Source organism: Kitasatospora sp. NPDC101176, from assembly GCF_044768035.1.
Classification (GTDB): Bacteria; Actinomycetota; Actinomycetes; order Streptomycetales; family Streptomycetaceae; genus Kitasatospora.
The window spans coordinates 417,188-442,310 of record NZ_JBIWPA010000002.1; the positions used below are offsets into that span (position 1 = coordinate 417,188).

Here is a 25,123-nt window from a genome sequence, read left to right on the forward strand (position 1 = left end):
CCCGGACCGGGGCCGGGGCCGGGCCTGCGGCTTCGTGCAACCGGTGGCCGCGATGGTTGCCCCAGGCAATAGGCTTGGCGCGGGCATTCCCGCCTCCCGCCGCCGACGCCGGGGCTCCGGGGGGAGCGCCTAGCCCGCCCAGGGACCACCCGAGAGGACCCCCGATGACCGTCCCCGCCCTGACCGCCGAGACGCGCTGGCGCTGCACGCTGTGCGGCAACCTCACCCGCTTCGACGTGACCCGCTCCGCGCGGGTCACCGAGTTCCTGCACTTCGACCTGGCCGGCGAGTCCAAGGTCGAGGAGACCGAGGTGCTCAGCGAGACCGTCGAGTCGGTGCGCTGCCGCTGGTGCAACGCCGTCGACCAGGTCGAGCTGGTGGCCCGTCCCGGTGCCGAGGACGCGGCGGACCCGGCCGAGCAGGGCTGACGCCCCCGGTGCGGTGGGCGGTGCGCGGCGCGCCCGCCCTCCGCGCTGGGACAATGCAGACAGGACGCACGGAGCGTGACGACAGGGGCGGCGGCCGCGGGCCGCGGACCCCGTAGGACCAGGATCGGAGCCGAGGACGTGGTGGACGCAGCGAGGGAGCCCGCCGAAGCGCAGGGGCTTCAGCCCGCTGCCGACGCGCAGCCGCCGGCGGCCGGCGCGGCCGCGTCCGAGTCCGGGGTGGCCGGCGAGGACCCCGGCGCCGGCGAGGGCCCGGCGCCGGAGCGCGTCGTGGAGAAGCTGGACCGGCCGCTGCCCGAGGGGGTGCGCCGACGGGTGGTCGGGCTGGCCTCGGACGCGCTCGGCGGTCTGCCGCCCGGTGAGCTGCCGCAGAGCCTGCGTCAGTACGTGAAGTTCACCCCGGCCCGCCGGGCCAAGTACGCGGCGACCGCGCTGGCCGCGGCGCTGGAGTCGGAGCCGGCCTTCCGGGTGCGGATAGCGGAGCGGCTGCGGCTGGGCCAGCCGGACCTGGTGAAGGCGTTGGAGTCGGGCAGCGTCCCGAGCGCCGCCGATCCGATGGACGTCGCGGCCGCCGCCTACCTGGTGCGCTCGGCGGGCTGGAGCCGGCTGGTCGCCGAGGCCGGCGACGAGGCGGAGCGGGTCGGGGCCGAGGGCGCGGCCGCCGAGGCCGCCCGGCTGGTGGAGAAGCTGCAGGCCGAACTGGCGGAGCTGCGCTCCGCCGCCCGGGCGGACCTGGACCGCCAGCGCGCGGAGTCCGAGGACGTCCGCCGGGAGGCGGAGTCGCTGCGCAAGAAGGTGCGCTCCCTGGAGAGCGACACCCGCCGCGCGCAGGCGGAGACCCGCCGGCTGGCCGGCGAGCTGGAGGCGGTGAAGGCGCAGGCGGCCGCCGAGCGCGGCGCCGCCGAGACCGAGGCGCGCCGCCTGCGGCACCGGGTCGGCGAGTTGGAGACCTCGGCCGAGCAGGGGCGCCGGTCGGCCCGGGAGGGGCGCAGCGTCGAGGACATGCGGCTGCGGCTGCTGCTGGACACCGTGCTGCAGTCGGCGCAGGGGCTGCAGCGGGAGCTGGCGCTGCCGGTCTCGCAGATCCGGCCGGCGGACCTGGTGGAGGCCGTGGTGCCCGGGTCTGCCTCGCCGCACGACGTGGCCCGGCGCGGCCTGGCCGAGGACGACCCGGCGCTGCTGGACCAGCTGCTGGCGATCCCGCAGGTGCACCTGGTGGTGGACGGCTACAACGTGACGAAGACCGGCTATCCGACGCTGCCGCTCGAGCAGCAGCGGCTGCGGCTGCTGGGCGGTCTGGCGATGCTCGCCCAGCGCACCCAGGCGGAGGTCACCTGCGTGTTCGACGGGCAGGACCTGGACGTCCCGGTGATCATGGCGCCACCGCGCGGGGTGCGGGTGCGGTTCAGCCGGACCGGTGAGACGGCGGACGAGCTGATCCGGCGTCTGGTGCGGGCCGAGCCGCAGGGCCGTCCGGTGGTGGTGGTGTCCACCGACCGCGAGGTGGCCGAGGGCGTGCGGAAGGCGGGCGCACGCCCGGTGGCGTCGGTGCTGCTGCTGAACCGCCTGGCGCGGCCCTGAACCCCGCCCGGGCGGGATGACGGCTGGTCAGCGACCGGTTCGGGGTGGTGTGGGGATCTCGTGAAGTCAGCGGGAGGGTGGAGTTCACGCCATCGGGGGAGTGGAAAATCCCTTGGATCTTCACTAGGGTCTGGCGTCAAACCTATTTTCCGGATTCTCACCTGATCGGGTGAGGCCGATGGAAGAAGGAGCCGGTCCTTGGCCTCCCACCGCCGTCCCAAGCAGCCGAGCCGCGCGCGGGTCTCCGTGCTCACCGCTGCTGCTGCGACCGCGGTCGCCCTCTCCGCCCAGGTGGCCGCGCACGCCGCGCCCCAGCCGAACAAGACGGACGTCAAGGCGCAGATCGACCAGCTCCAGCAGGAGCAGGAGCAGGCGGCCGAGAAGTACAACGGCGCCAAGGAGCGGTCCGACCAGCTCCGCAAGCAGGCCGACCAGCTGCAGGACCAGGTGGCCCGCAGCCAGGAGCAGATGACCCAGCTGCAGACGGGCCTGGCCGAGGTGGCGGGCGAGCAGTACCGCACCGGCGGCATCGACCCGTCCGTCCAGCTGATGCTCTCCTCCGACCCGTCCGGGTACCTGGACAAGGCCTCCAGCGTCCAGCAGGCCAGCACCAGCCAGGCCGAGGCGCTCAAGGGGCTGCTGGACCAGCAGCGCCGGCTGGACCAGGAGAAGGCCGAGGCCGCCGCCGTGCTGGCCTCGCTGGACTCCACGACCAAGGACCTGAACCAGGCCAAGTCGGACGTCAACCAGAAGCTCAAGGCCGCCCAGGACCTGCTGAACTCGCTCAGCGCCTCCGAGCGGGCCGCGCTGCGCGCCCAGCAGGCGCAGGACGACCGGGCCTCGCGCGGCGCGGACCGGGTCGACCTCAGCAGCCTGCCGCCCGCGAGCGGGTACGCGGCCGTGGCCGTCGCCAAGGCGATGAGCAAGCAGGGTTCGCCGTACGTCTGGGGCGCCACCGGCTCGACCACCTTCGACTGCTCGGGCCTGATGGTCTGGTCGTACGCCCAGGCCGGCGTCTCGCTGCCGCGCACCTCGCAGGAGCAGGGCAACGTCGGCACCCGGGTGCCCTCGCTGGACCAGGCCCAGCCGGGCGACCTGGTGATCTACGGCAGCGACCGGCACCACGTCGGGATGTACATCGGCAACGGCATGGTGGTGCACGCCCCGCACACCGGTGACGTGGTGAAGGTGATGAAGGCCGACGCGATGCCGATCAACACCATCCGCCGGGTCTGACGGCGGGACAGCCGCCGCGGGGCCGTCGCCGACCCTGTGATCCCCGCCACTCCCGACCGGGGGTGGCGTTCGGATTTCTGCGCGCCCCAGGGGTCCTGAACGGCCTTGCGGTGAAAGCCGATCAGCTTTGCGTGCGGTGGTGATCACCATCGGTCATATTCACAAATGAACTTGGGTCTTCTTCCATCTTTTTTCTGACAAGGATTTGAACGGATCACGGTTCAGTTACTAGGGTCGTGCCTCGAACCACCGCACTGTCGATCGCCCAGCCAGGGTGGCGGCGGTGGTTTCCGTCGAGTTCGCGAAGCAGCGGGGCAGCCCGAAGGGCCGCCCGGCGGGGAGCCCAGTGTTCGGGGGCGCTGTGGAGCGGAGCCGGGGAACCACGTTCCTCCGGGGTGAATCGGCGTCAGGTCGGCCGGTGGAACGGCCGTGAGGCGTCGTAGGGCCCGCTTCCGGCCCGAACCCGTCAGCTCACCCGGTAGGCGGACGTAGGAAGAAGGAGCCCGCCTTCGTGGCGTCCCATCGTCGTCCCAAGCCCGCCGGCCGCGCCCGGGTGTCGATCCTGACCGGTGTCGCCGCCGCGGCGGTCGCGCTGTCCGCGCAGTCCGGCGCCCACGCCGACCCGCAGCCGACCAAGGACCAGGTCAAGGAGCAGGTCGACCAGCTCAACGAGCAGGCCGAGGTCGCCACCGAGAAGCTCAACGCCGCCCAGGAGAAGCAGCAGGAGCTGCAGAAGCAGGTCACCGGCCTGCAGGACCAGGTGGCGCGGCAGCAGGCGCAGGTGACCGACCTGCAGGGCGGCCTGGCCGAGATCGCCGGCGAGCAGTACCGCAACGGCGGCATATCCCAGACCGTCCAGCTGATGTTCTCCGCGAGCCCGGACAACTTCCTCAACCAGGCCGGCACGCTGAACCAGGCCGGTGACACCCAGAAGGGGCAGCTGAAGCAGCTCCAGGACGAGCAGCGCAAGCTCGACCAGGTGCGCACCGAGGCCCAGGGCAAGCTCGCCGAGATGGAGACCACCACTCAGCAGCTGAAGGCCGCCAAGGACGAGGTCCAGGGCAAGCTCAAGGCCGCGCAGGACCTCCTCAACACGCTGACCGAGCAGGAGCGCCAGGCGCTCCGCGCGGCCGAGGAGAAGGCCGCCGCCGAGGCCAAGGCCAAGGCCGACGCCGCCGCGAAGGCCGCCCAGCAGCAGGCCGCGCAGCAGGCCGCCGACCGCTCCTCGCGGGACAGCAACCGCACCGACCTGAGCGCCCCGACCACCTCGGCGCCCGCCCCCAAGCCGGTCGCCGCCGGCAGCTCCCGCGGTGCCGCGGCGCTGTCCATCGCCGCCACCAAGGTCGGCTCGCCGTACGTCTACGGCGCCACCGGCCCCAGCTCGTTCGACTGCTCGGGCCTGATGGTCTGGGCGTTCAACCAGGCCGGCGTGTCGCTCCCGCGGACCTCCCAGGAGCAGGCCGGTGCCGGCACCCGGATCGGCAGCGACCTCTCCCAGGCGCAGCCCGGCGACCTGCTCATCTTCTACAGCGACGCCCACCACGTGGGGATCTACGCCGGCAACGGCCAGGTGCTGCACGCGCCCAAGCCGGGTGCCTCGGTGCGCTACGAGGCGGTCTCCAACATGCCGCTGGCCTCCATCGTGCGGGTCTGATCCCCACTCCGGAGCACCCGGGCCCGGCCCTCCGTCACGGAGGGCCGGGCCTGCGGCTTTTCCACCGGGCACGGATGGGTGTCCGATTGGTGGTCGAATATTCGGGTCCGGAGGGGTTTGGACTCGCTTGCCCGGACTCGCTAACGTCTGCCACCGGACTCCCGCTTCCAGACCGCCCACCGGGTGCGGCGGCGGGGCCGTGCCGCAGGACTGGAGCCGCCGCCGCCATGCCCGTGCACCGCCGTTCCCAACTGCTCGCCCGTGCGCTGGTGCTGACCGCGGCCGCCACCACCGCCCTGGGCGTCACGACCGGCGGCAGTGCCCAGGCCGCCCCCGGGGCCCCCGAGCCGCCCAGCCGCAAGGACGTCAAGGCGCAGGTCGAACAGCTCTACGACGAGGCCGAGCAGGCGTCCGAGCGGTACAACGCCGCCCTGGAGGCCCAGCAGCGCCTCCAGGGCGAGACCACCGTCCTCCAGGGCGAGATCGCCGTCGGCCAGGAACAGCTCAACCAGCTGCGCGGCGACCTGGCGAGCGTGGCCGGCGCCGAGTACCGCGGCGGCGGCCTGGCACAGACCGTCCAGCTGATGCTCTCCACCGACCCCGAGGGCTACCTGACCCGGGCCCGCACCCTGGACCAGGCCGCCGAGCGGCAGCAGGAGACCCTGCACGAGCTGGTCACCCGCCAGCGCCGGCTCGACCAGCGCCGCACCGAGACCTCCGGCAAGCTCGCCGAACTGGAACAGGCCCGCCGCTCGCTCGCCGAGGGCAAGCAGCAGGTCCAGCAGCGGCTCGCCAAGGCGCAGCGGCTGCTCAACAGCCTGGGCGCCGCCGAGCGCGCCCGGCTGGCCGCCCAGGACGCCAGGGACGCCGAGCAGCGGGCCACCCGTGGCACCGACCGGCTGGACCTCGGCAGCGCCCCGCCCGCCTCCGAGCGCGGGGCGGCCGCACTGGCCGCCGCGGTGCGGATGATCGGCTCGCCCTACGTCTACGGCTCCACCGGGCCGCGCGCCTTCGACTGCTCCGGTCTGATGTACTACAGCTGGCGGCAGGCCGGAGTGACCCTGCCGCGCACCTCGCAGGCCCAGGCGTACGCCGGCCAGCGGGTCAGCCTCTCCGAAGCGCGGCCGGGAGACCTGGTGATCTTCTACCGGGACATGCACCACGTCGGGATGTACGCCGGCGGCGGGGTGATCGTGCACGCCCCCTACCCGGGCGCCAAGGTCCGCTACGAGAGCGTCAACGCGATGCCGGTCGCAGGGGTGGTCCGGCTCTGAGCCCGCCGCCGTCCGATCCGGTCGACATACCCCGCCGCGGGCTGTCGCGGCGAGCCGCGCTGCTGCTCGCGGCCGGCGGGCTGGCCCAGCTGTCGCTGCCGCCGGCCGCTCCGGCGCCCCCGGCCCGGCAGGCGGCGGACCGGCGTGCCGAGGTGGCCGCGGTGCTGGCCGAGCGGGCGCGGACGCTGCCGACCCGGTCGGGCCCGGCGGAGGCGGTGGCGGAGTACCGCAACCTGGTCCTCGGTGCCGCCGCCGGCCCGGACGGGCTGACCGCCGCCGCCGACCTGGCGGTCCGGATCACCGGCTACGACGAGTACCCCGTCGTCCACCCGCGCCGGATCACCCTCGTCCGGGACCGGCTCGGGGCCGGAGGCGGTGGCGGAGGCGAGGCCGGGGGCCGGGGCGAGGACGGCTGGCGGGTCGAGCGGGAGGAGGCCGCGAGCGGGCCCCCGGCGCTCTGGGACCTCGGCACCGTGCGGTCCGCGCCGGGCGCGCACTGCCTGGTGCTCGCGCTCGCCGGCGGGCCCGACCCGGCCGAGCTCGTCACCGTGGCCGACCGGGCGGTACCCGCCGTGAGCGAGGTCTGGGGGTCCGCCTGGGCCGGCCGGCTGTTGCTCGAACTGACCACGACGGAGGCCGAGTTCGCCCGGTTGCTGGAGGGCGATCCGGCCGGCTGGGCGGGCATGGCCGCCGTCACGGTGGCCGCCCCCGGCGCGCCCCGGCGCACCCCGGCGGACCGGGTGACCGTCAACCCCGAGGCGTGGGGGCGGCTCAGCGGCTTCGGCCGACAGGTGGTCGTCACCCACGAGGCCACCCACGTCGCCACCCGGGCCGACACCCGGGCCTGGACGCCGCTGTGGCTCTCCGAGGGCGTGGCCGACTGGACCGCCTACCGGGGCTCCGGCCGCAGCCCGCAGCAGATCGCGCCTGAGCTGGCCCGGGACGTCGCCGCGGGCCGGCTGCCCACCGCGCTGCCGGCCGACGGGGCGTTCGCCGCGGGCGCCGACGGCATCGCGCAGGCCTACGAACAGGCCTGGCTGGCCTGCGAGCTGCTGGCGCGCAGGTACGGGGCCGACCGCCTGGTGGCGTTCTACCGGGCGGTCGCCGCCGCCGGGCCGGGGGAGGACCGGGAGCGGTGGCTGGACGGGCTGCTCCGCTCGGAACTGGGCGTGGGCCTGGACGGGTTCACCCGGCTCTGGCTGGACGAGGTGGCCGCGCTGGGGCGCTGAGGCCGGGGCGTCGGGGCGGGGGCGCCGAGCGCCGGGCCGTGCGGGCTGGACGCCGGGCCGGGCCGCGCGGACGCCGCCGTCAGCGCCGCTGCTCGGCGGGTGCCCCGGGCCGGTCGATGCCGTCCAGGAGGTCCTGCTCGTAGGCGATGCCCGGACGCACCGGGTAGACACCGGCCGGCACCGGCTCGGGCGTGGTCAGCACCACCGTGGCGGGCAGCTGGACCGGGCCGCGGGTGGAGCGCCAGAGCCGGACGCAGGACAGCAGGGTGGCGGCCAGCAGCAGCAGGTTGCGCAGGCCGAGCACGGTGACGCCCCAGGGCTCGCTGGACAGGATCCGGCTGAACATCAGCGGGAACTCGGCGAGCGTCAGCGGGCAGGCGATCAGGAGCAGCAGCGCCACCGGCCGCTGGCTGGTGCCGTGCACGGTGAGGCAGACGGCGGCGACGCCGATCAGCCAGACCAGGTACTGCGGGCTGATCACCCGGCTGGTCACGGTGAAGATGAGCAGGGCGCACAGCGCCGCGTCGTACATGGTGGCCGCGTTGCGGCGCTTGGCGGTGAAGCGCCACAGCAGCAGCCAGGCGAAGCCCAGCAGGGTGCCGGCCATCATCACCTTGCTGATCACCGGGACCCACGGCCCGAGCATCTCGGGCGAGCCGTAGTTCATGGTGACCTTGCCGTCCCAGGCGCCCGCCAGCCGGGCGAAGTGCAGCGGCAGCGCGCCGAGCGACTCCACCTCGATGCCGCGCTCCTTCTGGAACGCCAGGAAGCCGAAGGCGCCGTTCATCCCGGCGGCGAGCAGGAAGCCCACCGAGACGGCGGTGGCCGCGGCCAGCGTCCAGGAGCGGCGGGTGCGCCGGCCGGAGGGGGTGCCGATCAGGCCGAGCAGCGGCCAGATCTTCACGATCCCGCCCAGGCCGAGCAGCATCCCGCCGATCGCCGGGCGGCGGACCAGGGCCAGCAGTCCGGCCAGCGCGATCGCGGTGACGATGATGTCCAGGCGGTTGTAGACCATCGGGCCGAGCAGCGGCACGGCCACCACCCAGAGCCAGGCGCCGGTGAGCGCGCGGCCGCGGCGCAGGCCGGTGCGCACCAGCAGGGCCGTGGCGGCGACGTCGGCGATCCCGCAGATCACCCAGAAGGAGACCAGGTAGGACCAGGGCAGCAGACCCGGCAGGAGGATCACCAGGGCGGCGCCGGGCGGGTACTGCCAGGTCACGTCGTCGAACGGGAAGGTGCCGGTCTGCAGCACGCCGTACCAGGCGTGGTAGATCATCCAGACGTCGGCGGTGATGTCCCCGCCGGGCCCCTTCACCACGCCGGTCATCAGCAGCACCAGCACCGTCCGGGTGGCCAGCCAGGTGGCGCCGAGCGCGGCGAGCGCCCCGAGGGGGCGGCCGGGGGCACGGACCGGCTCCTGCCGGACTGCCGGCGTCCGGCCGGGGCCGGCGGCGCCGCTGGGTGTACCGGGCTCGGTGGCCGGGGCCAACTCCACTGCGCTCCCTCGTTCGTCTCGGACGTCCCACCGGAGGCGCCGTGCGACGGACGCCCGGGCGGGCGGTGGCGGCCCGGCGCGTGGTCGGCCGGGCCGCCATCGGCCGCCTAGGTTCTAGGACTGACCCGGGGGTGAAACGGTTGCCGTGCGCGGATCCGTTCCCGGCGGGTCATGGTGTTGACCTATCGTACGGATCACCCAGCGGTACACCGAGCACCCCCCGACCGAGCGAGCCATGGCCTGATGCACAGAACCTTGATCGTCACCAATGACTTCCCGCCCCGCCCCGGCGGCATCCAGGCCTTCGTGCACAACATGGCCGTGCGTCAGCCCGCAGGGAGCGTCGTGGTGTACGCCTCGACCTGGCGGGACGGCAGCGAGGTGGCCCGTTTCGACGCGGAGCAGCCGTTCCCGGTGATCCGCGACCGCACGAAGGTGATGGTTCCCACACCCAGGGTCACCCGGCGGGCGGCCGAGATCCTGCGGGCGGAGAAGTGCGACTCCGTCTGGTTCGGCGCCGCCGCCCCGCTCGGACTGATGGCGCCCGCGCTGCGCCGCGCGGGCGCCGGCCGGCTGCTGGGCATGACGCACGGGCACGAGGCCGCCTGGGCGCAGCTGCCGGCCGCCCGGCAGCTGCTGCGGCGGATCGGTGCGGGCACCGACGTGCTGACCTACCTGGGCGAGTACACCCGCTCCCGGATCGCGGGCGCGGTCGGGCCGCAGGCGGCGGCCCGGATGGTGCAGCTGCCGCCGGGCGTGGACGAGACGACCTTCCACCCGGGTTCGGGGGGCGCCGAGGTGCGCCGCCGGCTCGGGCTGGCGGACCGTCCGGTGGTGGTCTGCGTCTCCCGGCTGGTGCCGCGCAAGGGGCAGGACACCCTGATCGAGGCGATGCCGCAGATCCTGGTGGACGTGCCGGACGCGGTGCTGCTGATCGTCGGCGGCGGCCCGTACCGGGCGGACCTGGAGAGGCTGGCCGACGCCCGGGGCGTGCGCTCCGCGGTGCGCTTCACCGGCTCGGTGCCGTGGTCCGAGCTGCCCGCCCACTACGGCGCCGGGGACGTCTTCGCGATGCCCTGCCGCACCCGGCGCGGGGGGCTGGACGTCGAGGGCCTGGGCATCGTCTACCTGGAGGCCTCGGCGACCGGCCTTCCGGTGGTCGCGGGCGACTCCGGCGGTGCGCCGGACGCGGTGCTGGAGGGCGAGACCGGGTACGTGGTGCCGGGCGGCTCGGCCGACGCGGCCGCCGAGCGGATCGTCCGGCTGCTGCGCGACGAGGAGCTGCGGCGGCGGATGGGCGAGGCCGGACGGCGCTGGGTGGAGCGCTCCTGGCGCTGGGACCTGCTGGCCGGGCGGTTGACCTCGCTGCTGGCGGGCTGACACGCGCGCGGGGGCCCGGCTCGACGAGCCGGGCCCCCGCGCGGTACCGCGTCAGCGCTGGTAGATCGCCTCGATGTCGGCGGCGTGGTCCTTCAGCACGACGTTGCGCTTGAGCTTGAGCGAGGGCGTCAGGTGGCCGCTCTCCTCGGAGAACTCGGTGTCCAGCAGGCGGAACTTCTTGACCGCCTCGGCGTGCGAGACCGCCGCGTTGCCGTCGTCCACGGCGGCCTGCAGGGCGGCCAGCAGGTCCGGGTCCTGGCTGAGCTCGGCGACGGTGGCGGTGGCGGGCTTGCCGTTGAGCTCCTTCCACTTCGGGAAGAAGTCCGGGTCGACGGTGATCAGGCAGGCCACGAAGGGCTTGCGGTCGCCGACCACCATGACCTCGCCGACCAGCGCGTGGGCCCGGATCCGGTCCTCGATCACGGCCGGGGCGACGTTCTTGCCGCCGGCCGTGACGATGATCTCCTTCTTGCGGCCGGTGATGGTGAGGTAGCCCTCGGAGTCCAGCGAGCCGAGGTCCCCGGTGGCGATCCAGCCGTCCTTCAGGGTGTCGGCGGTGGCCTGCGGGTTGTTCCAGTAGCCGGTGAAGACGTGCGGGCCCCGGAAGAAGACCTCGCCGTCCTCGGCGATCCGGACGTCGGCGCCGGGCACCGGCTGGCCGACGGTGCCGATCTTCGGCTTGTCCCACGGGTTGAAGGCGGTGGCGGCGCAGGTCTCGGTCAGGCCGTAGCCCTCCAGGACGGTGAAGCCGATGCCCCGGTAGAAGTGCCCGAGCCGCTCGCCGAGCGGCGCGCCGCCGGAGATGGCGTGGGTGGCCCGGCCGCCGAGCGCGGCGCGCAGCTTGCTGTAGACCAGCTTGTCGAAGACCGCGTGCTTGATCCGCAGGACGAGACCCGCGCCGCCGGCGTCCAGCGCCCGGCTGTAGGCGATCGCGGTCTCGGCGGCCTTGTCGAAGATCTTGCCCTTGCCGTCGGCCTGGGCCTTGGCGCGGGCGGTGTTGTAGACCTTCTCGAAGACTCTCGGCACGCCCAGGATCAGGGTCGGCCGGAAGGCGGCCAGCTCGGCGGTGACGTCCTTGATGTCGGAGACGTGGCCGAGCTTGATCGGCGCCATCGCCGGGGCGATCTCGGCGATCCGGCCGAGCACGTGGGCCAGCGGCAGGAACAGCAGGACGGAGCTCTCGCCGGTGCGGAACAGCGGGGCCAGGCGCTCCACCACGTTGCCGCACTCGGCCATGAAGTTGCGGTGCGTCAGCTGGCAGCCCTTCGGGCGGCCGGTGGTGCCGGACGTGTAGACGATGGTGGCGAGCGAGTCGGCGGTGGCCGTCGAGCGGCGCTCGGTGACGGTCTCGTCGGCGACCTCGCGGCCGGCCTCGGCGAGTGCGGCGACCGCGCCCCGCTCGATCTGCCAGGCGTGCCGCAGCTCCGGCAGCCGGCCGCGGACCTCCTCGACCACCGCGGCGTGCTGGTCGGTCTCGGTGAGGACGGCGACCGCGCCGGAGTCGCCGAGGATCCACTCGACCTGCTCGGCGGAGGAGGTCTCGTACACCGGCACGGTGACGGCTCCGGCCGACCAGATCGCGAAGTCCAGCAGCGTCCACTCGTAGCGGGTCCGGGACATGATGCCGACCCGGTCTCCGGGGCGGATCCCGGCGGCGATCAGGCCCTTCGCGGCCGCTCGCACCTCGACGAGGAACTGTGCGGCGGTCAACTCCTGCCACTGGCCGTCCACCTTGCGGCTGAGGACGGCGACGTCCGGGTGCCGCTCGGCGTTCTGGTGCACGAGGTCGGAGAGGTTACCGCCGCTCGGTACCTGGTAGAGGGCCGGAAGGCTGAAGTCGAGCAAGACTGCTCCTCGTTCGCGACGCTGCGGGACGGCAGGACGTTACTGCCCGGTAGGCAGCTTCGACCAGGGGGGTCGGCTCCGGTGTTCGAAGTGTCACACCCGGGCCGGGTCGGACCAGGCCGTGACCGGGTCGTTCGAATGGCACCCTACGGTAGCCCCGCGGTGACCGGCCGGTAGCCTGCCCCGGCGTCCGCCGACCGGCGCTCCCGTGGGAAAGGGGCGCGGCCGGGCCGATCCCGGGTCGCGATAGCCTGCTCCGGGCGGACCGGATCGAGCGCTCGACCGGACCGGCAGGCAGAGGGACGAGGCGGAGGGCCATTCCATGGCGGAGCACACCAGGTCGAGCATCACCATCGACGCGACCCCGGCCACGGTCATGGCCGTGATCGCCGACTTCGCCGCCTACCCGGCCTGGACCGGCGAGGTCAAGGAGATCGAGGTCCTCGAGACCGGCGAGAACGGCCGCGCCGCCAAGGTGCGGCTGCTGCTCGACGCCGGTGCCATCCGCGACGAGCACGTCCTCGCCTACACCTGGGACGGCGACCGCGAGGTCGGCTGGACGCTGGTGCGCAGCCAGATGCTCCGCTCGCTGGACGGCTCCTACACGCTCGCCCCGCTCTCCGGCGGCCGTACCGAGGTGACGTACCAGCTCGCCGTGGACGTCAAGATCCCGATGCTCGGCATGATCAAGCGCAAGGCCGAGAAGGTCATCATCGACCGCGCCCTGGCCGGTCTGAAGAAGCGGGTCGAGGACGCCGAGGGCAAGAAGCCCGCGCAGGGCTGACGGCACGGAACGGGGGTCGGACGGCATGACGGCGACGCGCACCATCCTGGTCAGCGGCGACGCGGGCGCGCCCGCGGTGGCCGCGGCCACCGCCCTGCACGCCGCCCGGCGCGGCCACCGCACCTGGCTGCTGGCCGCCGACGACCCGCACCGCTCCCTCGACGGCGTCCTCGGGGTGCGCCTGGACCCGGAACCCGTCGGCTACGAACCCGGTCTGAGCGTCTCCCGGATCGACGAGCAGGCCGCCTTCCGCTACGCCGCCGGGGAGCTGACCGCCCGGCTCAAGCCCGCCCTCGACCTGCTCGGCGCCGAGCAGCTCGACCCCGATGAACTGACCGCCCTGCCGGGCATCGCCCGGATCGCCCTGCTGCGCGCCCTGCCCGCCGCCGACCAGGACGTCCTGGTGGTGCTGGCCCCGCCGCCCGCCGAGCTGATCGCCGCCCTCGCCCTGCCCGAGCAGCTCCAGCGCTACCTGGACCGGCTCGTCCCCGAGCAGCGGCAGGCCGCCCGGGCGCTGCGCCCGCTGCTGGCGGGGCTGGCCGGCGTCCCGATGCCCGCCGAGTGGTTGTACGAGGGGCGGACCAAGGCGTCCGCGGTGCTCGCCGAGTCCCGGGCCGCGATCACCGCGCCCGGCACCAGCGTGCGGCTGGTCGTGCCGGCCGACGGCCACCCCTACCGGGAGCTGCGCCGGATCCGGGCCGGGCTGGCCCTGCACGGGCACCGGCCGGACGCGGTCGTGGTGCACGGCGTGCTGCCGGAGACCGCCGAGGACTCGCCGGACCCGTGGCTGGCCGGGCTGGCCCGCCGCCGCCGGGAGGAGCTGGCCGACCTCGCCGCGGCGACGGACGCCCCCGTGCTGACCACCGGACCGGCCGACGCCACCCTCGAGTCGGTCGCCGACCGGCTGTACGGGGACGGGCCCGGGCCGGAGCGGCTCGCCCCGGAGCCCTGGACGGTCGAGGACCGGCTGGCCGAGGAGGGCCTGCTGGTCTGGCACCTGGATCTGCCCGGGGCCGACCGGGCCGACCTGGACCTGGTGCGCCGCGGTGACGAGTTGGTGGTCGGCCTCGGCGCGCACCGCCGGGTGCTGGCGCTGCCGTCGGCGCTGCGCCGCTGCACGGTGGCCGGCGCGGGCCTGCACGACGGGGCGCTCTCGGTGCGGTTCGCGCCCGACCCGGCGCTCTGGCCCCGGGGCTGACACCGCACCCGCCGCCGCCCGGCCCCTCGGCGGCCGGTCCGGCTCCCCTTCCGGCACCGCCTTTCCTTCCGGCACCGCCTTTCCTTCCGGCACCGGCTCCGCGACCCGTCCCGCGGCTGTGCTGCCCCCGCAGTGCCCCGCCTCCCGGCCCGACCCGGCGCCCTCCGGCCGTCGGGTACCGTCGGCCCCGAGGGCCGCGGGGTGCGGCCACGGCTGAGGAGGCGCCCGCGATGACCAGCACCGACGACCGGACCGAGCCCACTGCCGAGCAGGGCGGCCCGCAGGCCCACCCGTTCGGTCCGGAGCTGGGCCCGCTGGTGGACGAGGTGCGCAGGCTCGCCACGGCCGTCGGGCAGAAGGCGCAGGAGGCGAGCGCCGACACCCTCATCACCCTCTCCGGGCTGGCCGACCGGCTGCGTACCCAGCAGCCCGAGGTCTACGGGCACCTCGCCGCCGCGGGCTCCGGACTGGCTGCCGCGGGGTCCGAACTGCTGGCCGCCTACCGCGCCGCCGTGACCGGCCACGAGCACCGCTGGACCGCCGGCGACAGCGCCCCGACCGAGCGGATCGACCTCGACTCCCCTGACGAGCCGTCCGCCAAGCAGTGAATCCGTAACCTTCGAACGGTGATCGCGTTGCTCTCATGCGTGACGTTACGGGGACTTCGATACGACTTTTGAAGCATGGCGGCCCGGTTGGCCCAGAATTGTCTTCGGTTAATGTATGCGAGGCTGTGTACGGGGGCCGGGTTGGGCGGTACCGTTCCGTCCAGCGGGAACGAGTGAATAGCTGAGGGACACATGGCTCTGACCATCGGCGTCGATGTCGGCGGGACCAAGATCGCGGCAGGCGTGGTCGACGAGGCGGGCGAGATCCTGGCCAGGACCAGGGTGCCCACCCCGGCCGACCCGCAGTGGGCCGTCGATGCCATCGCGCAGGCCGTGCGCGAACTCAAGGAGCAGCACCCCGGCGTGGGCGCGGTCGGCGTCGGTGCCCCCGGCTTCGTGGACAGCGACCGCTCCACGGTGATCTTCGCGCCCAACATCGACTGGGAGAACGAGCCGCTGCGCCAGCGGATCGAGGAGCTCACCGGCCTGGACGCCGCCGTCGAGAACGACGCCAACTGCGCCGCCTGGGCCGAGTTCCGCTTCGGCGCCGCCGCCGACCACCAGGACATGGTGCTGATCACCGTCGGCACCGGCATCGGCGGCGGCATCGTCCTCGACGGCCGCCTGCACCGCGGCCGGTTCGGCGTCGCCGGCGAGATCGGCCACCTCAACATGGTCCCCGACGGCCTGGCCTGCGGGTGCGGCGGCAAGGGCTGCTGGGAGCAGTACGGCTCCGGGCGGGCGTTGCGCCGCTACGGCCGCGAGAAGGCCGCCGCCAACCCGGTGCTCGGCCGGCGGATGCTGGAGCTCAACGACGGCGTCGCCGAGACCATCCGCGGCATCCACATCACCGAGGCCGCCGAGGCCGGCGACCCGCTCGCCCTGGAGTGCTACGCCGAACTGGCCGACTGGCTCGGCCGCGGCATGGCCGACCTCGCCGCCCTCTTCGACCCGGGCGTCTTCGTCCTCGGCGGCGGCGTCTCCGACTCCGGCCGGCTGCTGCTCGACCCGGTCGCCAAGGCCTTCGAGCACTACCTGACCGGTGGCGTGCACCGCCCGCGCGCCGAGGTCGTGCTGGCCTCCATGGGCTCGGCCGCAGGCATCGTCGGCGCCGCCGACCTGGCCCGCACCGTCTGACGCCCGACCCCACCCCCGAAGCCCGCCGGCGGCGGTGCGACCGGACCCCGACCAGTTCCCGGACGCGCCGCCGCCGTCGCACGCCCCGGACTGCCCCTGCCGTACGGTCGTCCCAGCGACCGCGACCGGGGAGGACCATGACCACGCCACCGCTGGAACCGCCGCCGGCCGGCCCGCGCCGGCTCAGACTGCTCAGCTACAACGTCCGCTCCCTGCGGGACGACCGGCGGGCCCTGGCCCGGGTGATCCGGGCCTGCGCACCCGACGTCGTCTGCATCCAGGAGTCACCGCGCTACTGGCGGCCCGAGGGCCAGGCCGCCTGGCTCGCCCGCAGCACCGGCACGGCCGTCCTGGCCGGCGGCGGGCGCACCGCCGCCGGGCCGCTGCTGCTCGGCCGGCCCGGCGCGGTCCGGCTGCTCGGCGTGTACGACCGGCTGCTGCCCAAGACCCGCGGCCTGCACGCCCGCGGCTTCGCCACCGCGCTGCTGCGACTGCCGGACTCGGCCCCGTTCAGCCTGACCAGCTGCCACCTCAGCCTGGACGCCGACGAGCGGTACGGCCAGTTCGAACTGCTCCTCGACCAGCTCCGGATCGCCGAACACGGCATCGTGGCGGGGGACTTCAACGAGCACCCGGACGGCCCCGGCTGGCGGCTGCTGGCCTCGCGGCTGCAGGACGGGCACCCGACCGCGCCCTGGGGCGGCGAGTTCACGTCCGTCCCCGAACGCCCCTACCAGCGGATCGACGCCGTCTTCGCCACCCCGGGGACGACCGTCCTCGGCTGCGGGGTGCCGCACGGGCTCCCCGGCGTCACCGAGGCCGACCTGCGCGCCGCGACGGACCACCTGCCGGTGCTCGCGGTGCTGGAACTGCCGGCCGGCCGGGGCCCGTCCGGCTGATCCCGCCGGGCCCGGGCGGGCCGGGCTCAGACGACCGCGCCGTGGTCCGGGTCCTCCGGCTCGTCCTCGTCGCGGTCCTTCATCCGGGTGACCAGGGTGACGAAGCCGCCGAGGAACGCGGTGACCCCGACCCAGGCCGGCCAGCCGGAGATCTCCCGCCAGACCACCGCGTCGAACAGCAGCAGGGCGGGGCCGCCGAGCACGGCGAGCCAGGCGAACTTGGCGGTCGTGTCGGCCGGCGGCAGCGGCGGGGGCTCCGGCGGGACGTAGTGGCCCTCGTCGGTCTCCTCGGCCAGCTCGAAGTCGCGCGGGCCGGAGTCCGCCGCCGGCAGCACCGGGCGGCCGGAGCGGGGGCGCGGCTGCGGGGCGAGGTCGGCGAGGTCGTCCGGGTCGGTCCGGGGGCCGACGCCGTCCTTGAAACCGCCCTTCAGATCGCCCTGCGCCCGGAGGTTCTCGACCTCCGGCCAGTCGGGGTTGGTGAGGTCCACCGGGTCGTCGAACTGGGCCACCAGGGCGGCGAAGATCTCGTCCTGCTCGGCCTGGCTGCGCTCGGGGGCGCGCCGGGTGCGGGGCTCCGCCGGCTCGTCGGCCGGTTCGGCGGCCCGCTCCGGGACCGGCCGGTCGACGGCCTTCGCGGTGCCGCCCCCCGCCGCGGTGGGGCCGGCGGGGGCACCGCCGGCGGGCGCACCGTCGACGGGCCCGGCGCTCTGCGCGCCGGCCTCCCCGCTGCCGCCCTCCCCGGTGCTGCCGTCCTTCGTCGCGCCGTCCTCGCGGGGTGCCTCGTCCCCGCCGCCCGCCGTGCTGCTCTCGTGCACTTCCGGCCCTTCAGCCATGGTGATCGTCGGATTCGACCCGGGTGACGCCCGCCGAACGCGCGGGAGCCAGCCGTCGGATGAAGTCCCGGCTGGCCGCGAATATTTCCGGTGCGTCGTGGTCCAGCGTCGCGACGTGGAAACTGCGCTGGCACAGCCGCTCCGTCACGTCGGTCGAGGATATCCGGGCGAGCACCAGGTCGGAGTTGGCCGCGGAGACGACGTGGTCCTGCGGACTGCGGAAGAGCAGCACCGGCTGGGTCACCTGCGGCAGCCGCTGCTGGACGTCCCGCCACAGCCGGGCCAGCGACCACGCGGCGTTCAGCGGCGTCCGGTCGTACCCGAGCTCCGTCACGCCGGGCCGGGCGATGTCGTCGGCGATGCCGGGCACGCTCGGCAGGAGGTGCCGCAGGACCGGCAGCAACACACTGGCGGGGGTGTCCGAGCGCACCGACGGGTTGACCAGGACCAGCCCGGAGACCGTCGCGCCGTGCACCGCGGCCAGCCGCAGCGCCAGCGCACCGCCCATCGACAGGGCGCAGACGAAGACCTGCTCGCACTCGGCGGCGAGCGCCAGCAGCTCGCGCTCCACCTCCGCGTACCAGTCCTCCCACCGGGTGACCTGCATGTCCTGCCAGCGGGTGCCGTGCCCGGGCAGCAGCGGCAGCGAGACGGTGAAGCCGGCCGCGGCCAGCTCCTGCGCCCAGGGCCGCATCGACTGCGGGGAGCCGGTGAAACCGTGGCACAGCAGGACCCCGACCGGTCCGCCCTGGTGGCGGTACGGTTCGACACCGGGCAGCAACGGCATGGCGGGCTCCTTCGCGGGCGGGTGGCGCTGGGGGAGGGGGCGCTGGACGGGAAGCTGCGGAATCCGCATCGTCCCACGCCCCCGGCCGGGACGTACACCCCCGACGGCGGCCCCGTGCCCGGCCGGACCGGCCCCGGCGGCGGCCCGTCGGGGCGGGGCGCGGCGCGGGCGGCGGCCGCGGGGCATTAGGATCGACCGGTCCGCATAACAGGAGGCCCGGGTTGTTCTACCGACTGATGAAGATGATCGTCGCGCCACTGCTTCGGATCTTCTTCCGGCCGTGGATCGAAGGTGAGGAGAACATCCCCACCGAGGGTGCGGCGATCATCGCGAGCAACCACCTGTCCTTCTCGGACTCCTTCTTCTTCCCCGCGCTGATCAGGCGCCGGGTGACCTTCATCGCGAAGGCCGAGTACTTCAACACCCCGGGCCTCAAGGGCCGGCTGACCGCCGCCTTCTTCAAGGGCGTCGGCCAGCTGCCGGTGGACCGCTCCGGCGTGCGCGGCGCCGGCGAGGCCGCGATCCGCAGCGCCATCGCGGTGCTGGACCGCGGCGAGCTGTTCGGCGTCTACCCCGAGGGCACCCGCTCGCCCGACGGCAAGCTCTACCGCGGCAAGGTCGGCGGCCTGGCCCGCGTCGCGCTGGCCACCGGCGCGCCGGTCATCCCGGTCGCCATGATCGACACCGAGAAGGTGCAGCCGCCCGGCCAGGTGGTCCCCAACTTCGGGATCCGCCCCGGCATCCGGATCGGCCGCCCGCTCGACTTCTCCCGCTACCACGGCATGGAGAACGACCGCTTCATCCTCCGTTCGGTGACGGACGAGGTGATGTACGAGATCATGCGGCTCTCCGGCCAGGAGTACGTGGACATCTACGCGACCGCCGCCAAGCGGCAGATCGCGGACGACAAGAAGAAGGCCGACGCCGAGCGCAAGGCGGCCGCCAAGGCCGAGAAGGCCGAGGCCGCGGAGGCGGAGAAGGCCGAGAAGGCGGCGGCCGAGGCCGAGAAGGCCGCCGAGCAGCAGAAGGACACCGGGTCGGCCTGACGCCGCCCGCACGGGCCAGGGGGAGGGCGGACGGATGACGGACGGCGGGAGAACCGGCGCGGCGGTCGGCGGCACGGTCGCGGCCGGGGGCATGTCCGTCGAACTGCCGCTCTGGAAGGCCATCTCCTACTTCCGGCTGCTGGCCCTCGGCTACGCCCTGCTCCGCTACCTCAACTCCTACCTGCACTTCCTGCACCCCGTCGCCGGCTGGATCTTCCTCGGGGCGCTCACCCTCTGGACCCTCGCCAGTACCCGGGCCTTCGCCGGCCCGCAGCGCTGCACCCGGTGGGTGCTCGGCACCGACCTCGCCCTCGCCGTCACCGGCATCGTGATGAGCGGGATGACCGACGACCCGGTCCGGATCAGCCACGGCGCGCCCACCCTGCCGACCATCTGGGCCGCCGGCACGGTGCTCGGCTTCGCCGGCAAGGGGGGCTGGCGCTGGGCCGCCGCCTCCGGCTCGGTGATCGGCGTGGCCAACATCCTCGGCCACGGTGGCCCGACCAGCGACAACATCCACAACATCGTGCTGCTGATGGTGGCCGGCTGCGCCATCGGCTACGTCATCGAACTGGCCCGCGCCAGCGAGGCCACGCTCACCCGGGCGCTCCAGGTCGAGGCCGCCACCCGGGAGCGCGAGCGGCTCTCCCGCGACATCCACGACGGCGTGCTCCAGGTGCTCGCGCTGGTCCAGCGCCGCGGCTCCGAGCTCACCGGGAAGGCCGACGCCGGCGCGGACTTCGCCGAACTCGGCCGGCTGGCCGGCGAGCAGGAGCGCGCCCTGCGGGCGTTGATGACCGGGGGCCCGATCCCCGGACAGCGCGCGCCGCAGTGCGCGGCCGACGAGCCGCAGGACCTCACCGCCCTGCTGCGCCCGTACGCCGACGAACGGATCACGCTCTCCGCCCCCGGCACCCCGGTGCTGCTGCCCGCCCCGGCGGCGGGCGAACTCGCCGCAGCGGTCGGCGCGGCCGTGGACAACGTGCGCCGGCACGCCGGGGAGCCGGCCCGGGCCTGGATCCTGGTGGAGGACGAGCCGGAGGCCGTCACGGTCAGCATCCGTGACGACGGCCCCGGCTTCGCCCCCGGCCGGCTCGGCGAGGCCGAACGGGCCGGGCGGCTGGGCGTCTCCCAGTCCATCCGCGGCCGGCTGCTGGACCTCGGCGGCACCGCCGAGCTGTACTCGGCGCCCGGGGAGGGCGTCGAGGTGGAACTGCGCGTCCCGAGGAAGGGTTCTGATGACCGATCAGCCGTCGACTGACCGGCCGGTGCGGGTGATGGTCGTGGACGACCACCCGATGTGGCGCGACGCCGTCTCGCGCGACCTCGCGGAGGCCGGACTGGACGTGGTGGCCACCGCGGGCGACGGCGAGGAGGCCGTCCGCCGGGCGCGCGCCTGCACGCCGCAGGTCGTCGTGCTGGACCTCAACCTGCCCGGCCTGTCCGGCGCGGAGGTGTGCCGCCAGGTGGTCGCGGCCGATCCGGCGGTGCGGGTGCTGGTGCTGTCGGCCAGCGGCGAGCACCAGGACGTGCTGGAGGCGGTGAAGTCCGGGGCGACCGGGTACCTGGTGAAGTCGGCCGGGCGGGAGGAGCTGCTGGACGCGGTGCGCCGTACGGCCGTCGGCGACGCCGTGTTCACGCCCGGCCTGGCGGGCCTGGTGCTGGGTGAGTTCCGCCGGCTGGCCACCGAGCCGGCCCCCGCCTCCGCCCCGGCCGTCCCGCAGCTGACCGCCCGGGAGACCGAGGTGCTGCGCCTGGTCGCCAAGGGCCTGTCGTACCGGCAGATCGCCGACCGGCTGGTGCTGTCGCACCGGACGGTGCAGAACCACGTGCAGAACACGCTCGGCAAGCTGCAGCTGCACAACCGGGTGGAGCTGGTCCGCTACGCGATCGAGCAGGGCCTGGACGACGAGATCTGACGGCCGGCCGCGGGCCGCCCCGAGCGCCCGGCCCGGGACGGCCCGCCGGCCGCCCGCTCAGCGCCGGACGGCCGCCGCTTCGCGCAGCAGGCCCGCCACGATGTCCACGCCGTCGCGGGTCAGCACCGACTCGGGGTGGAACTGGAGGCCCGCGAAGCCCGGTCCGCGCAGGGCGTGCACGTCGCCGGTGACGGTGTCCCGGGCGACCTCGACGCCCTCGGCGGCCAGCCGGGCCGCGTCGGCGTCGGAGCAGCGCGCGGTGAACGCGTTGTAGAAGCCGACCGTCCGCTTGGTGCCGAAGAGGTCGATGCTCTCCTGCGCCCCCTGGTACGGGACGGCCTTGCGGCCCAGGCCCAGTCCGAGCTCGGCGGAGAGCAGCTGGTGGCTGAGGCAGACCGCGAGCAGCGGCGCGCTGCGCGCACCGGAGCGGGCGGCGGCCAGTGCGTCGGCGACGACCGGCCGCAGCAGGGCCATCTTGGGGTCGCCCGCGAGGGCCGGGTCGCCGGGTCCGGGGCCGAGCACCAGCGGGCCGTCGTGCGCCGCGGCGAGCTCGCGCAGCCCCGGCCGGTCGTAGCGCACCACGGTGACCCGGTGGCCGATCGAGGTGAGCAGGTGGGAGAGCATCGCGGTGAAGGTGTCCTCGCCGTCGACGACCAGGGTCGGCGCGGGCTCGGTGACCACCGCCGGGGTCTGCATCCGCAGCCAGAACGGTGCGAGGTCGGCCCGCCGGGCGTCGAGCGCGGCCTGGACCCGGTGGTCGTCGGCCAGCCGGGGGCCGGTGGGGCCGGGCAGTCGGGCGGGGGCGGGCCGGGCGCCGATGGCGGTGAGCACCCCGGCGGCCTTGGCGTGGGTCTCGGCGACCTCGGACTCCGGGACGGAGTGGCGCACCAGTGTGGCGCCGACCCGGACGACCAGGCCGCCGGTGGCCGGGTCGATGTCGGCGGTGCGGATGCAGATCGGGGAGTCGAGCAGCTGCCCGCCGCTGGCGGAGCGGCCGATCAGCGCCAGCGCGCCGGAGTAGTAGCCGCGCCCGCCCGGCTCGTAGCGCTTGATGACCCGGGTGGCGTTCTGCACCGGGCTGCCGGTGACGGTGGCGGCGAACATCGTCTCGCGGAGCACCTCGCGGACGTCCAGCGAGGTGCGCCCGCGCAGCTCGTACTCGGTGTGCGCCAGGTGGGACATCTCCTTGAGGCGGGGTCCGAGCACCTGCCCGCCGAGGTCGCCGACGGTGCACATCATCTTCAGTTCCTCGTCGACGACCATCGTCAACTCCTCCAGCTCCTTGGGGTCGTGGAGGAAGTGGAGCAGCGAGTCGATGTCCGAGCCGCCGGCCGGATAGCGGTACGTCCCCGAGATCGGGTTCATCACGACGGTGCCGCCGCTCTGCCGGACGTGCACCTCCGGGGAGGCGCCGACCAGCACGCGCTCGCCGGTGTGCACCAGGAACGTCCAGTACGCGCCGCGCTCCTGCTCCAGCAGGCGCCGGAACAGGGAGAGGGCGAGCGCGGGGGAGAAGTCCTCGAGCGTGGCGCGGAAGTCGCGCCGGATCACGAAGTTGGCGCCCTCGCCGTTGCCGATCTCGTCCTCGATCACCCGGCGGACGATCGCCGCGTAGGCCTCGTCGTCGACGTCGAACGAGCCGCCGGTGAGGTTCACCGGCAACTGCGGTAGGGCGGAGTTGAATTCGGCCAAGGGCAGGGCGAACTGCTCGGTCACCGAGAGGGCCTGCAGCGGGGTGCCGTCGTCGTGCGCCTCGAAGCCGCGCTCGCGGATCTGCCGGTACGGGACGAGTGCGAGCAGGTCGTGGACGGGGCCGGCGGCCGGCACGCCGGTGCGGACCGGCAGGTCGGCGAGGTGCGGGTACTCGTCGACGGTGCCCAGCAGCACCTCGACGGTGTCCGGGGCGAGCCGCGGGGTGCGGCGGTGCAGCAGGGCGAAGGCGGGGGCGCCGGGGGAGGTGAGACGGGCGAGCAGATCGGCGGCGGTGGTCACGGGAACGGCTTCCTTCCGGGTGGACTGGCGAGGTGCGGTGCGTGGATCCGCTCCCGGAGGGCCGGCTGCTCAGACGCCGACGGCCGCCCCGAGGGGCGGCCGTCGTGTTCGTCTAGGAACGCGCGATCGGTGGGCCACCCTTGGAGGAGGCCCACCACCAGGAGTGGGTGTGGGGCGCGTGCATGGCTCGAGCGTAGCGGATGGGGCCGGGCGGGTGAGCCCCGTCACGTGATTGTCCGAGTCGTGTCTCATCCCTCGGGCAATGGTCACGAATCGCTCGCGTCACCCCGTAGCCTTGGCGGTGTGACCGTGACGAATCCCCACTCCTGGCAGTCCCTGCCCGCGGCGCAGCAGCCTGAATGGCCGGACCAAGAGGCTCTGCGCAAGACCCTTGCCGAGCTCGCCTCCTATCCGCCGCTCGTCTTCGCCGGCGAGTGCGACCAGCTGCGCGCCCGGCTCGGAGCCGTGGCGCGTGGTGAGGCGTTCCTGCTGCAGGGCGGTGACTGTGCCGAGGCCTTCGACGGCGTCTCGGCGGAGCACATCCGCAACAAGCTGAAGACCCTGCTGCAGATGGCGGCGGTGCTGACGTACGCCGCCTCGGTGCCGGTCGTGAAGGTCGGCCGCATCGCCGGTCAGTACTCCAAGCCGCGCTCCAAGTCGACCGAGACCCGGGACGGCGTCACCCTCCCGGTCTACCGCGGCGACTCGGTGAACGGTTTCGAGTTCACCCCCGAGTCCCGCATCCCGGACCCGGAGCGCCTGAAGCGGATGTACAACGCGTCCGCCGCGACGCTCAACCTGGTGCGCGCCTTCACCACCGGTGGTTACGCGGACCTGCGCCAGGTGCACGCCTGGAACCAGGACTTCGTGCGCAACTCGCCGGCCGGCCAGCGCTACGAGCAGCTCGCCCGGGAGATCGACAACGCCCTGGCGTTCATGAACGCCTGCGGCGTCGCCCCGGAGGAGTTCAGGACCGTCGAGTTCTACTCCTCGCACGAGGCGCTGATCCTCGACTACGAGACCGCGATGACCCGTGTGGACTCGCGCACCGGCGAGCTGTACGACGTCTCCGGCCACATGGTGTGGATCGGCGAGCGCACCCGCCAGCTGGACCACGCGCACATCGAGTTCGCCTCGAAGGTCCGCAACCCGATCGGGGTGAAGCTCGGCCCGACCACCTCGGTCGACGAGGCGCTGACCCTGATCGAGAAGCTGGACCCGGAGCGCGAGCCGGGCCGCCTGACCTTCATCACCCGGATGGGTGCCGGCAAGGTCCGGGAGCACCTGCCCACCCTGGTGGAGAAGGTCACCGCCTCCGGCGCGCAGCCGGTGTGGATCTGCGACCCGATGCACGGCAACACCTTCGAGGCCTCCAGCGGCCACAAGACCCGCCGCTTCGACGACGTGCTCGACGAGGTCAAGGGCTTCTTCGAGGTGCACCGCGCGCTCGGCACCCACCCGGGCGGCATCCACGTGGAGCTGACCGGCGACGACGTGACCGAGTGCGTCGGCGGCGGCGACGAGGTGCTGGTCGACGACCTGCACCAGCGCTACGAGACGGCCTGCGACCCGCGGCTCAACCGTAGCCAGTCGCTGGACCTGGCGTTCCTGGTCGCGGAGATGTACCGCGGGCAGTGAGGCGGCCGCCCCGGAGAGCGGGGCGATCACCGAGATGTGACGAAGGCCCCTCCGGTTTCGGGATTCCCGAGCCCGGAGGGGCTTTTTCGTGCCCGGATCGCCGGGTAAGGTGAGGCTTAGTGAACTAAGGCAAGCCTTAGTC

The 25,123-nt window shown here is 74.3% G+C and carries 21 protein-coding genes and 1 riboswitch; of the genes, 16 read left to right on the forward strand and 5 right to left on the reverse strand.

From position 1 onward, the window contains the following. Positions 1-164 precede the first annotated feature (164 nt). The 6 genes from ACIRS1_RS04640 to ACIRS1_RS04665 all read left to right on the forward strand — a co-directional run bounded on the left by ACIRS1_RS04640 (position 165) and on the right by ACIRS1_RS04665 (position 7,420). Positions 165-428 (forward strand): hypothetical protein, encoded by a 264-nt coding sequence (locus ACIRS1_RS04640; RefSeq protein ID WP_360207456.1) that lies wholly within the window; start codon positions 165-167, stop codon positions 426-428. Between the two features lie 237 nt (positions 429-665). Beyond that, positions 666-2,027 (forward strand): NYN domain-containing protein, encoded by a 1,362-nt coding sequence (locus ACIRS1_RS04645; RefSeq protein ID WP_402836884.1) that lies wholly within the window; start codon positions 666-668, stop codon positions 2,025-2,027. A 198-nt stretch (positions 2,028-2,225) separates the two neighbouring features. Next, a complete protein-coding gene (locus tag ACIRS1_RS04650) occupies positions 2,226-3,263 on the forward strand; it encodes an NlpC/P60 family protein (protein WP_360207454.1) in 1,038 nt (345 codons plus the stop codon). Between the two features lie 347 nt (positions 3,264-3,610). After that, positions 3,611-3,764: riboswitch (cyclic di-AMP (ydaO/yuaA leader) on the forward strand. 10 nt (positions 3,765-3,774) lie between these two features. Continuing rightward, positions 3,775-4,917, forward strand: a complete 1,143-nt coding sequence (locus tag ACIRS1_RS04655; protein WP_360207451.1) for an NlpC/P60 family protein — start codon at positions 3,775-3,777, stop codon at positions 4,915-4,917. A gap of 227 nt (positions 4,918-5,144) precedes the next feature. Next, entirely contained in the window at positions 5,145-6,191 is a 1,047-nt protein-coding gene (locus ACIRS1_RS04660; RefSeq protein WP_387898350.1) for an NlpC/P60 family protein, read from the forward strand. Between the two features lie 161 nt (positions 6,192-6,352). Next, positions 6,353-7,420 carry a hypothetical protein gene (locus tag ACIRS1_RS04665; protein ID WP_402836753.1) on the forward strand — a complete coding sequence of 356 codons (1,068 nt, stop codon included), beginning with the start codon at positions 6,353-6,355 and terminating at the stop codon, positions 7,418-7,420. A gap of 79 nt (positions 7,421-7,499) precedes the next feature. Here the strand turns inward: ACIRS1_RS04665 and ACIRS1_RS04670 are convergent, their stop codons facing one another. Continuing rightward, positions 7,500-8,915 (reverse strand): glycosyltransferase 87 family protein, encoded by a 1,416-nt coding sequence (locus tag ACIRS1_RS04670; RefSeq protein ID WP_402836755.1) that lies wholly within the window; start codon positions 8,913-8,915, stop codon positions 7,500-7,502. A gap of 243 nt (positions 8,916-9,158) precedes the next feature. On the opposite strand from ACIRS1_RS04670, the gene ACIRS1_RS04675 reads away from it, so the two are divergent. Further along, a complete protein-coding gene (locus tag ACIRS1_RS04675) occupies positions 9,159-10,295 on the forward strand; it encodes a glycosyltransferase family 4 protein (protein ID WP_402836757.1) in 1,137 nt (378 codons plus the stop codon). Between the two features lie 51 nt (positions 10,296-10,346). On the opposite strand, the gene ACIRS1_RS04680 is transcribed toward ACIRS1_RS04675, so the two are convergent. After that, positions 10,347-12,140 carry an AMP-dependent synthetase/ligase gene (locus ACIRS1_RS04680; RefSeq protein ID WP_402836759.1) on the reverse strand — a complete coding sequence of 598 codons (1,794 nt, stop codon included), beginning with the start codon at positions 12,138-12,140 and terminating at the stop codon, positions 10,347-10,349. Between the two features lie 322 nt (positions 12,141-12,462). Here ACIRS1_RS04680 and ACIRS1_RS04685 point away from each other — a divergent pair, with 322 nt between their 5' ends. The 5 genes from ACIRS1_RS04685 (at position 12,463) to ACIRS1_RS04705 (ending at position 16,766) form a co-directional block, all read left to right on the forward strand. Beyond that, positions 12,463-12,924, forward strand: a complete 462-nt coding sequence (locus ACIRS1_RS04685; RefSeq protein ID WP_360207436.1) for an SRPBCC family protein — start codon at positions 12,463-12,465, stop codon at positions 12,922-12,924. A gap of 25 nt (positions 12,925-12,949) precedes the next feature. Continuing rightward, positions 12,950-14,122, forward strand: a complete 1,173-nt coding sequence (locus ACIRS1_RS04690; protein WP_402836761.1) for an ArsA family ATPase — start codon at positions 12,950-12,952, stop codon at positions 14,120-14,122. A 230-nt stretch (positions 14,123-14,352) separates the two neighbouring features. Then, positions 14,353-14,730, forward strand: a complete 378-nt coding sequence (locus ACIRS1_RS04695) for a DUF5304 family protein (protein WP_402836763.1) — start codon at positions 14,353-14,355, stop codon at positions 14,728-14,730. A 192-nt stretch (positions 14,731-14,922) separates the two neighbouring features. After that, a complete protein-coding gene (locus tag ACIRS1_RS04700; RefSeq protein ID WP_360207429.1) occupies positions 14,923-15,867 on the forward strand; it encodes an ROK family glucokinase in 945 nt (314 codons plus the stop codon). Between the two features lie 137 nt (positions 15,868-16,004). After that, a complete protein-coding gene (locus ACIRS1_RS04705) occupies positions 16,005-16,766 on the forward strand; it encodes an endonuclease/exonuclease/phosphatase family protein (protein ID WP_402836766.1) in 762 nt (253 codons plus the stop codon). A gap of 26 nt (positions 16,767-16,792) precedes the next feature. On the opposite strand, the gene ACIRS1_RS04710 is transcribed toward ACIRS1_RS04705, so the two are convergent. Together ACIRS1_RS04710 and ACIRS1_RS04715 are read right to left on the reverse strand one after the other, a co-directional pair. After that, a complete protein-coding gene (locus tag ACIRS1_RS04710; RefSeq protein WP_402836768.1) occupies positions 16,793-17,581 on the reverse strand; it encodes a hypothetical protein in 789 nt (262 codons plus the stop codon). 10 nt (positions 17,582-17,591) lie between these two features. Continuing rightward, positions 17,592-18,386 carry an alpha/beta fold hydrolase gene (locus tag ACIRS1_RS04715; RefSeq protein WP_360207423.1) on the reverse strand — a complete coding sequence of 265 codons (795 nt, stop codon included), beginning with the start codon at positions 18,384-18,386 and terminating at the stop codon, positions 17,592-17,594. 236 nt (positions 18,387-18,622) lie between these two features. Here ACIRS1_RS04715 and ACIRS1_RS04720 point away from each other — a divergent pair, with 236 nt between their 5' ends. The 3 genes from ACIRS1_RS04720 to ACIRS1_RS04730 are packed head-to-tail and all read left to right on the forward strand — an operon-like array spanning position 18,623 to position 21,351. Next, complete coding sequence (locus ACIRS1_RS04720) at positions 18,623-19,432, forward strand: lysophospholipid acyltransferase family protein (protein WP_402836886.1); 810 nt, start codon at positions 18,623-18,625, stop codon at positions 19,430-19,432. Between the two features lie 34 nt (positions 19,433-19,466). Next, positions 19,467-20,693 carry a MacS family sensor histidine kinase gene (gene macS / locus ACIRS1_RS04725; protein WP_360207417.1) on the forward strand — a complete coding sequence of 409 codons (1,227 nt, stop codon included), beginning with the start codon at positions 19,467-19,469 and terminating at the stop codon, positions 20,691-20,693. Continuing rightward, positions 20,671-21,351: a response regulator transcription factor gene (locus ACIRS1_RS04730; protein WP_360207414.1), complete on the forward strand. Its 681-nt coding sequence runs from the start codon at positions 20,671-20,673 to the stop codon at positions 21,349-21,351. Before macS ends, ACIRS1_RS04730 begins: the two co-directional genes overlap by 23 nt. A 57-nt stretch (positions 21,352-21,408) precedes the next feature. Here ACIRS1_RS04730 and ACIRS1_RS04735 read toward each other — a convergent pair whose 3' ends face one another. Continuing rightward, complete coding sequence (locus ACIRS1_RS04735; protein ID WP_402836771.1) at positions 21,409-23,343, reverse strand: anthranilate synthase family protein; 1,935 nt, start codon at positions 23,341-23,343, stop codon at positions 21,409-21,411. 303 nt (positions 23,344-23,646) lie between these two features. On the opposite strand from ACIRS1_RS04735, the gene ACIRS1_RS04740 reads away from it, so the two are divergent. Beyond that, positions 23,647-24,981, forward strand: coding sequence for a class II 3-deoxy-7-phosphoheptulonate synthase (locus ACIRS1_RS04740; protein WP_360207409.1), 1,335 nt, complete (start codon positions 23,647-23,649; stop codon positions 24,979-24,981). Positions 24,982-25,123 lie beyond the last annotated feature (142 nt).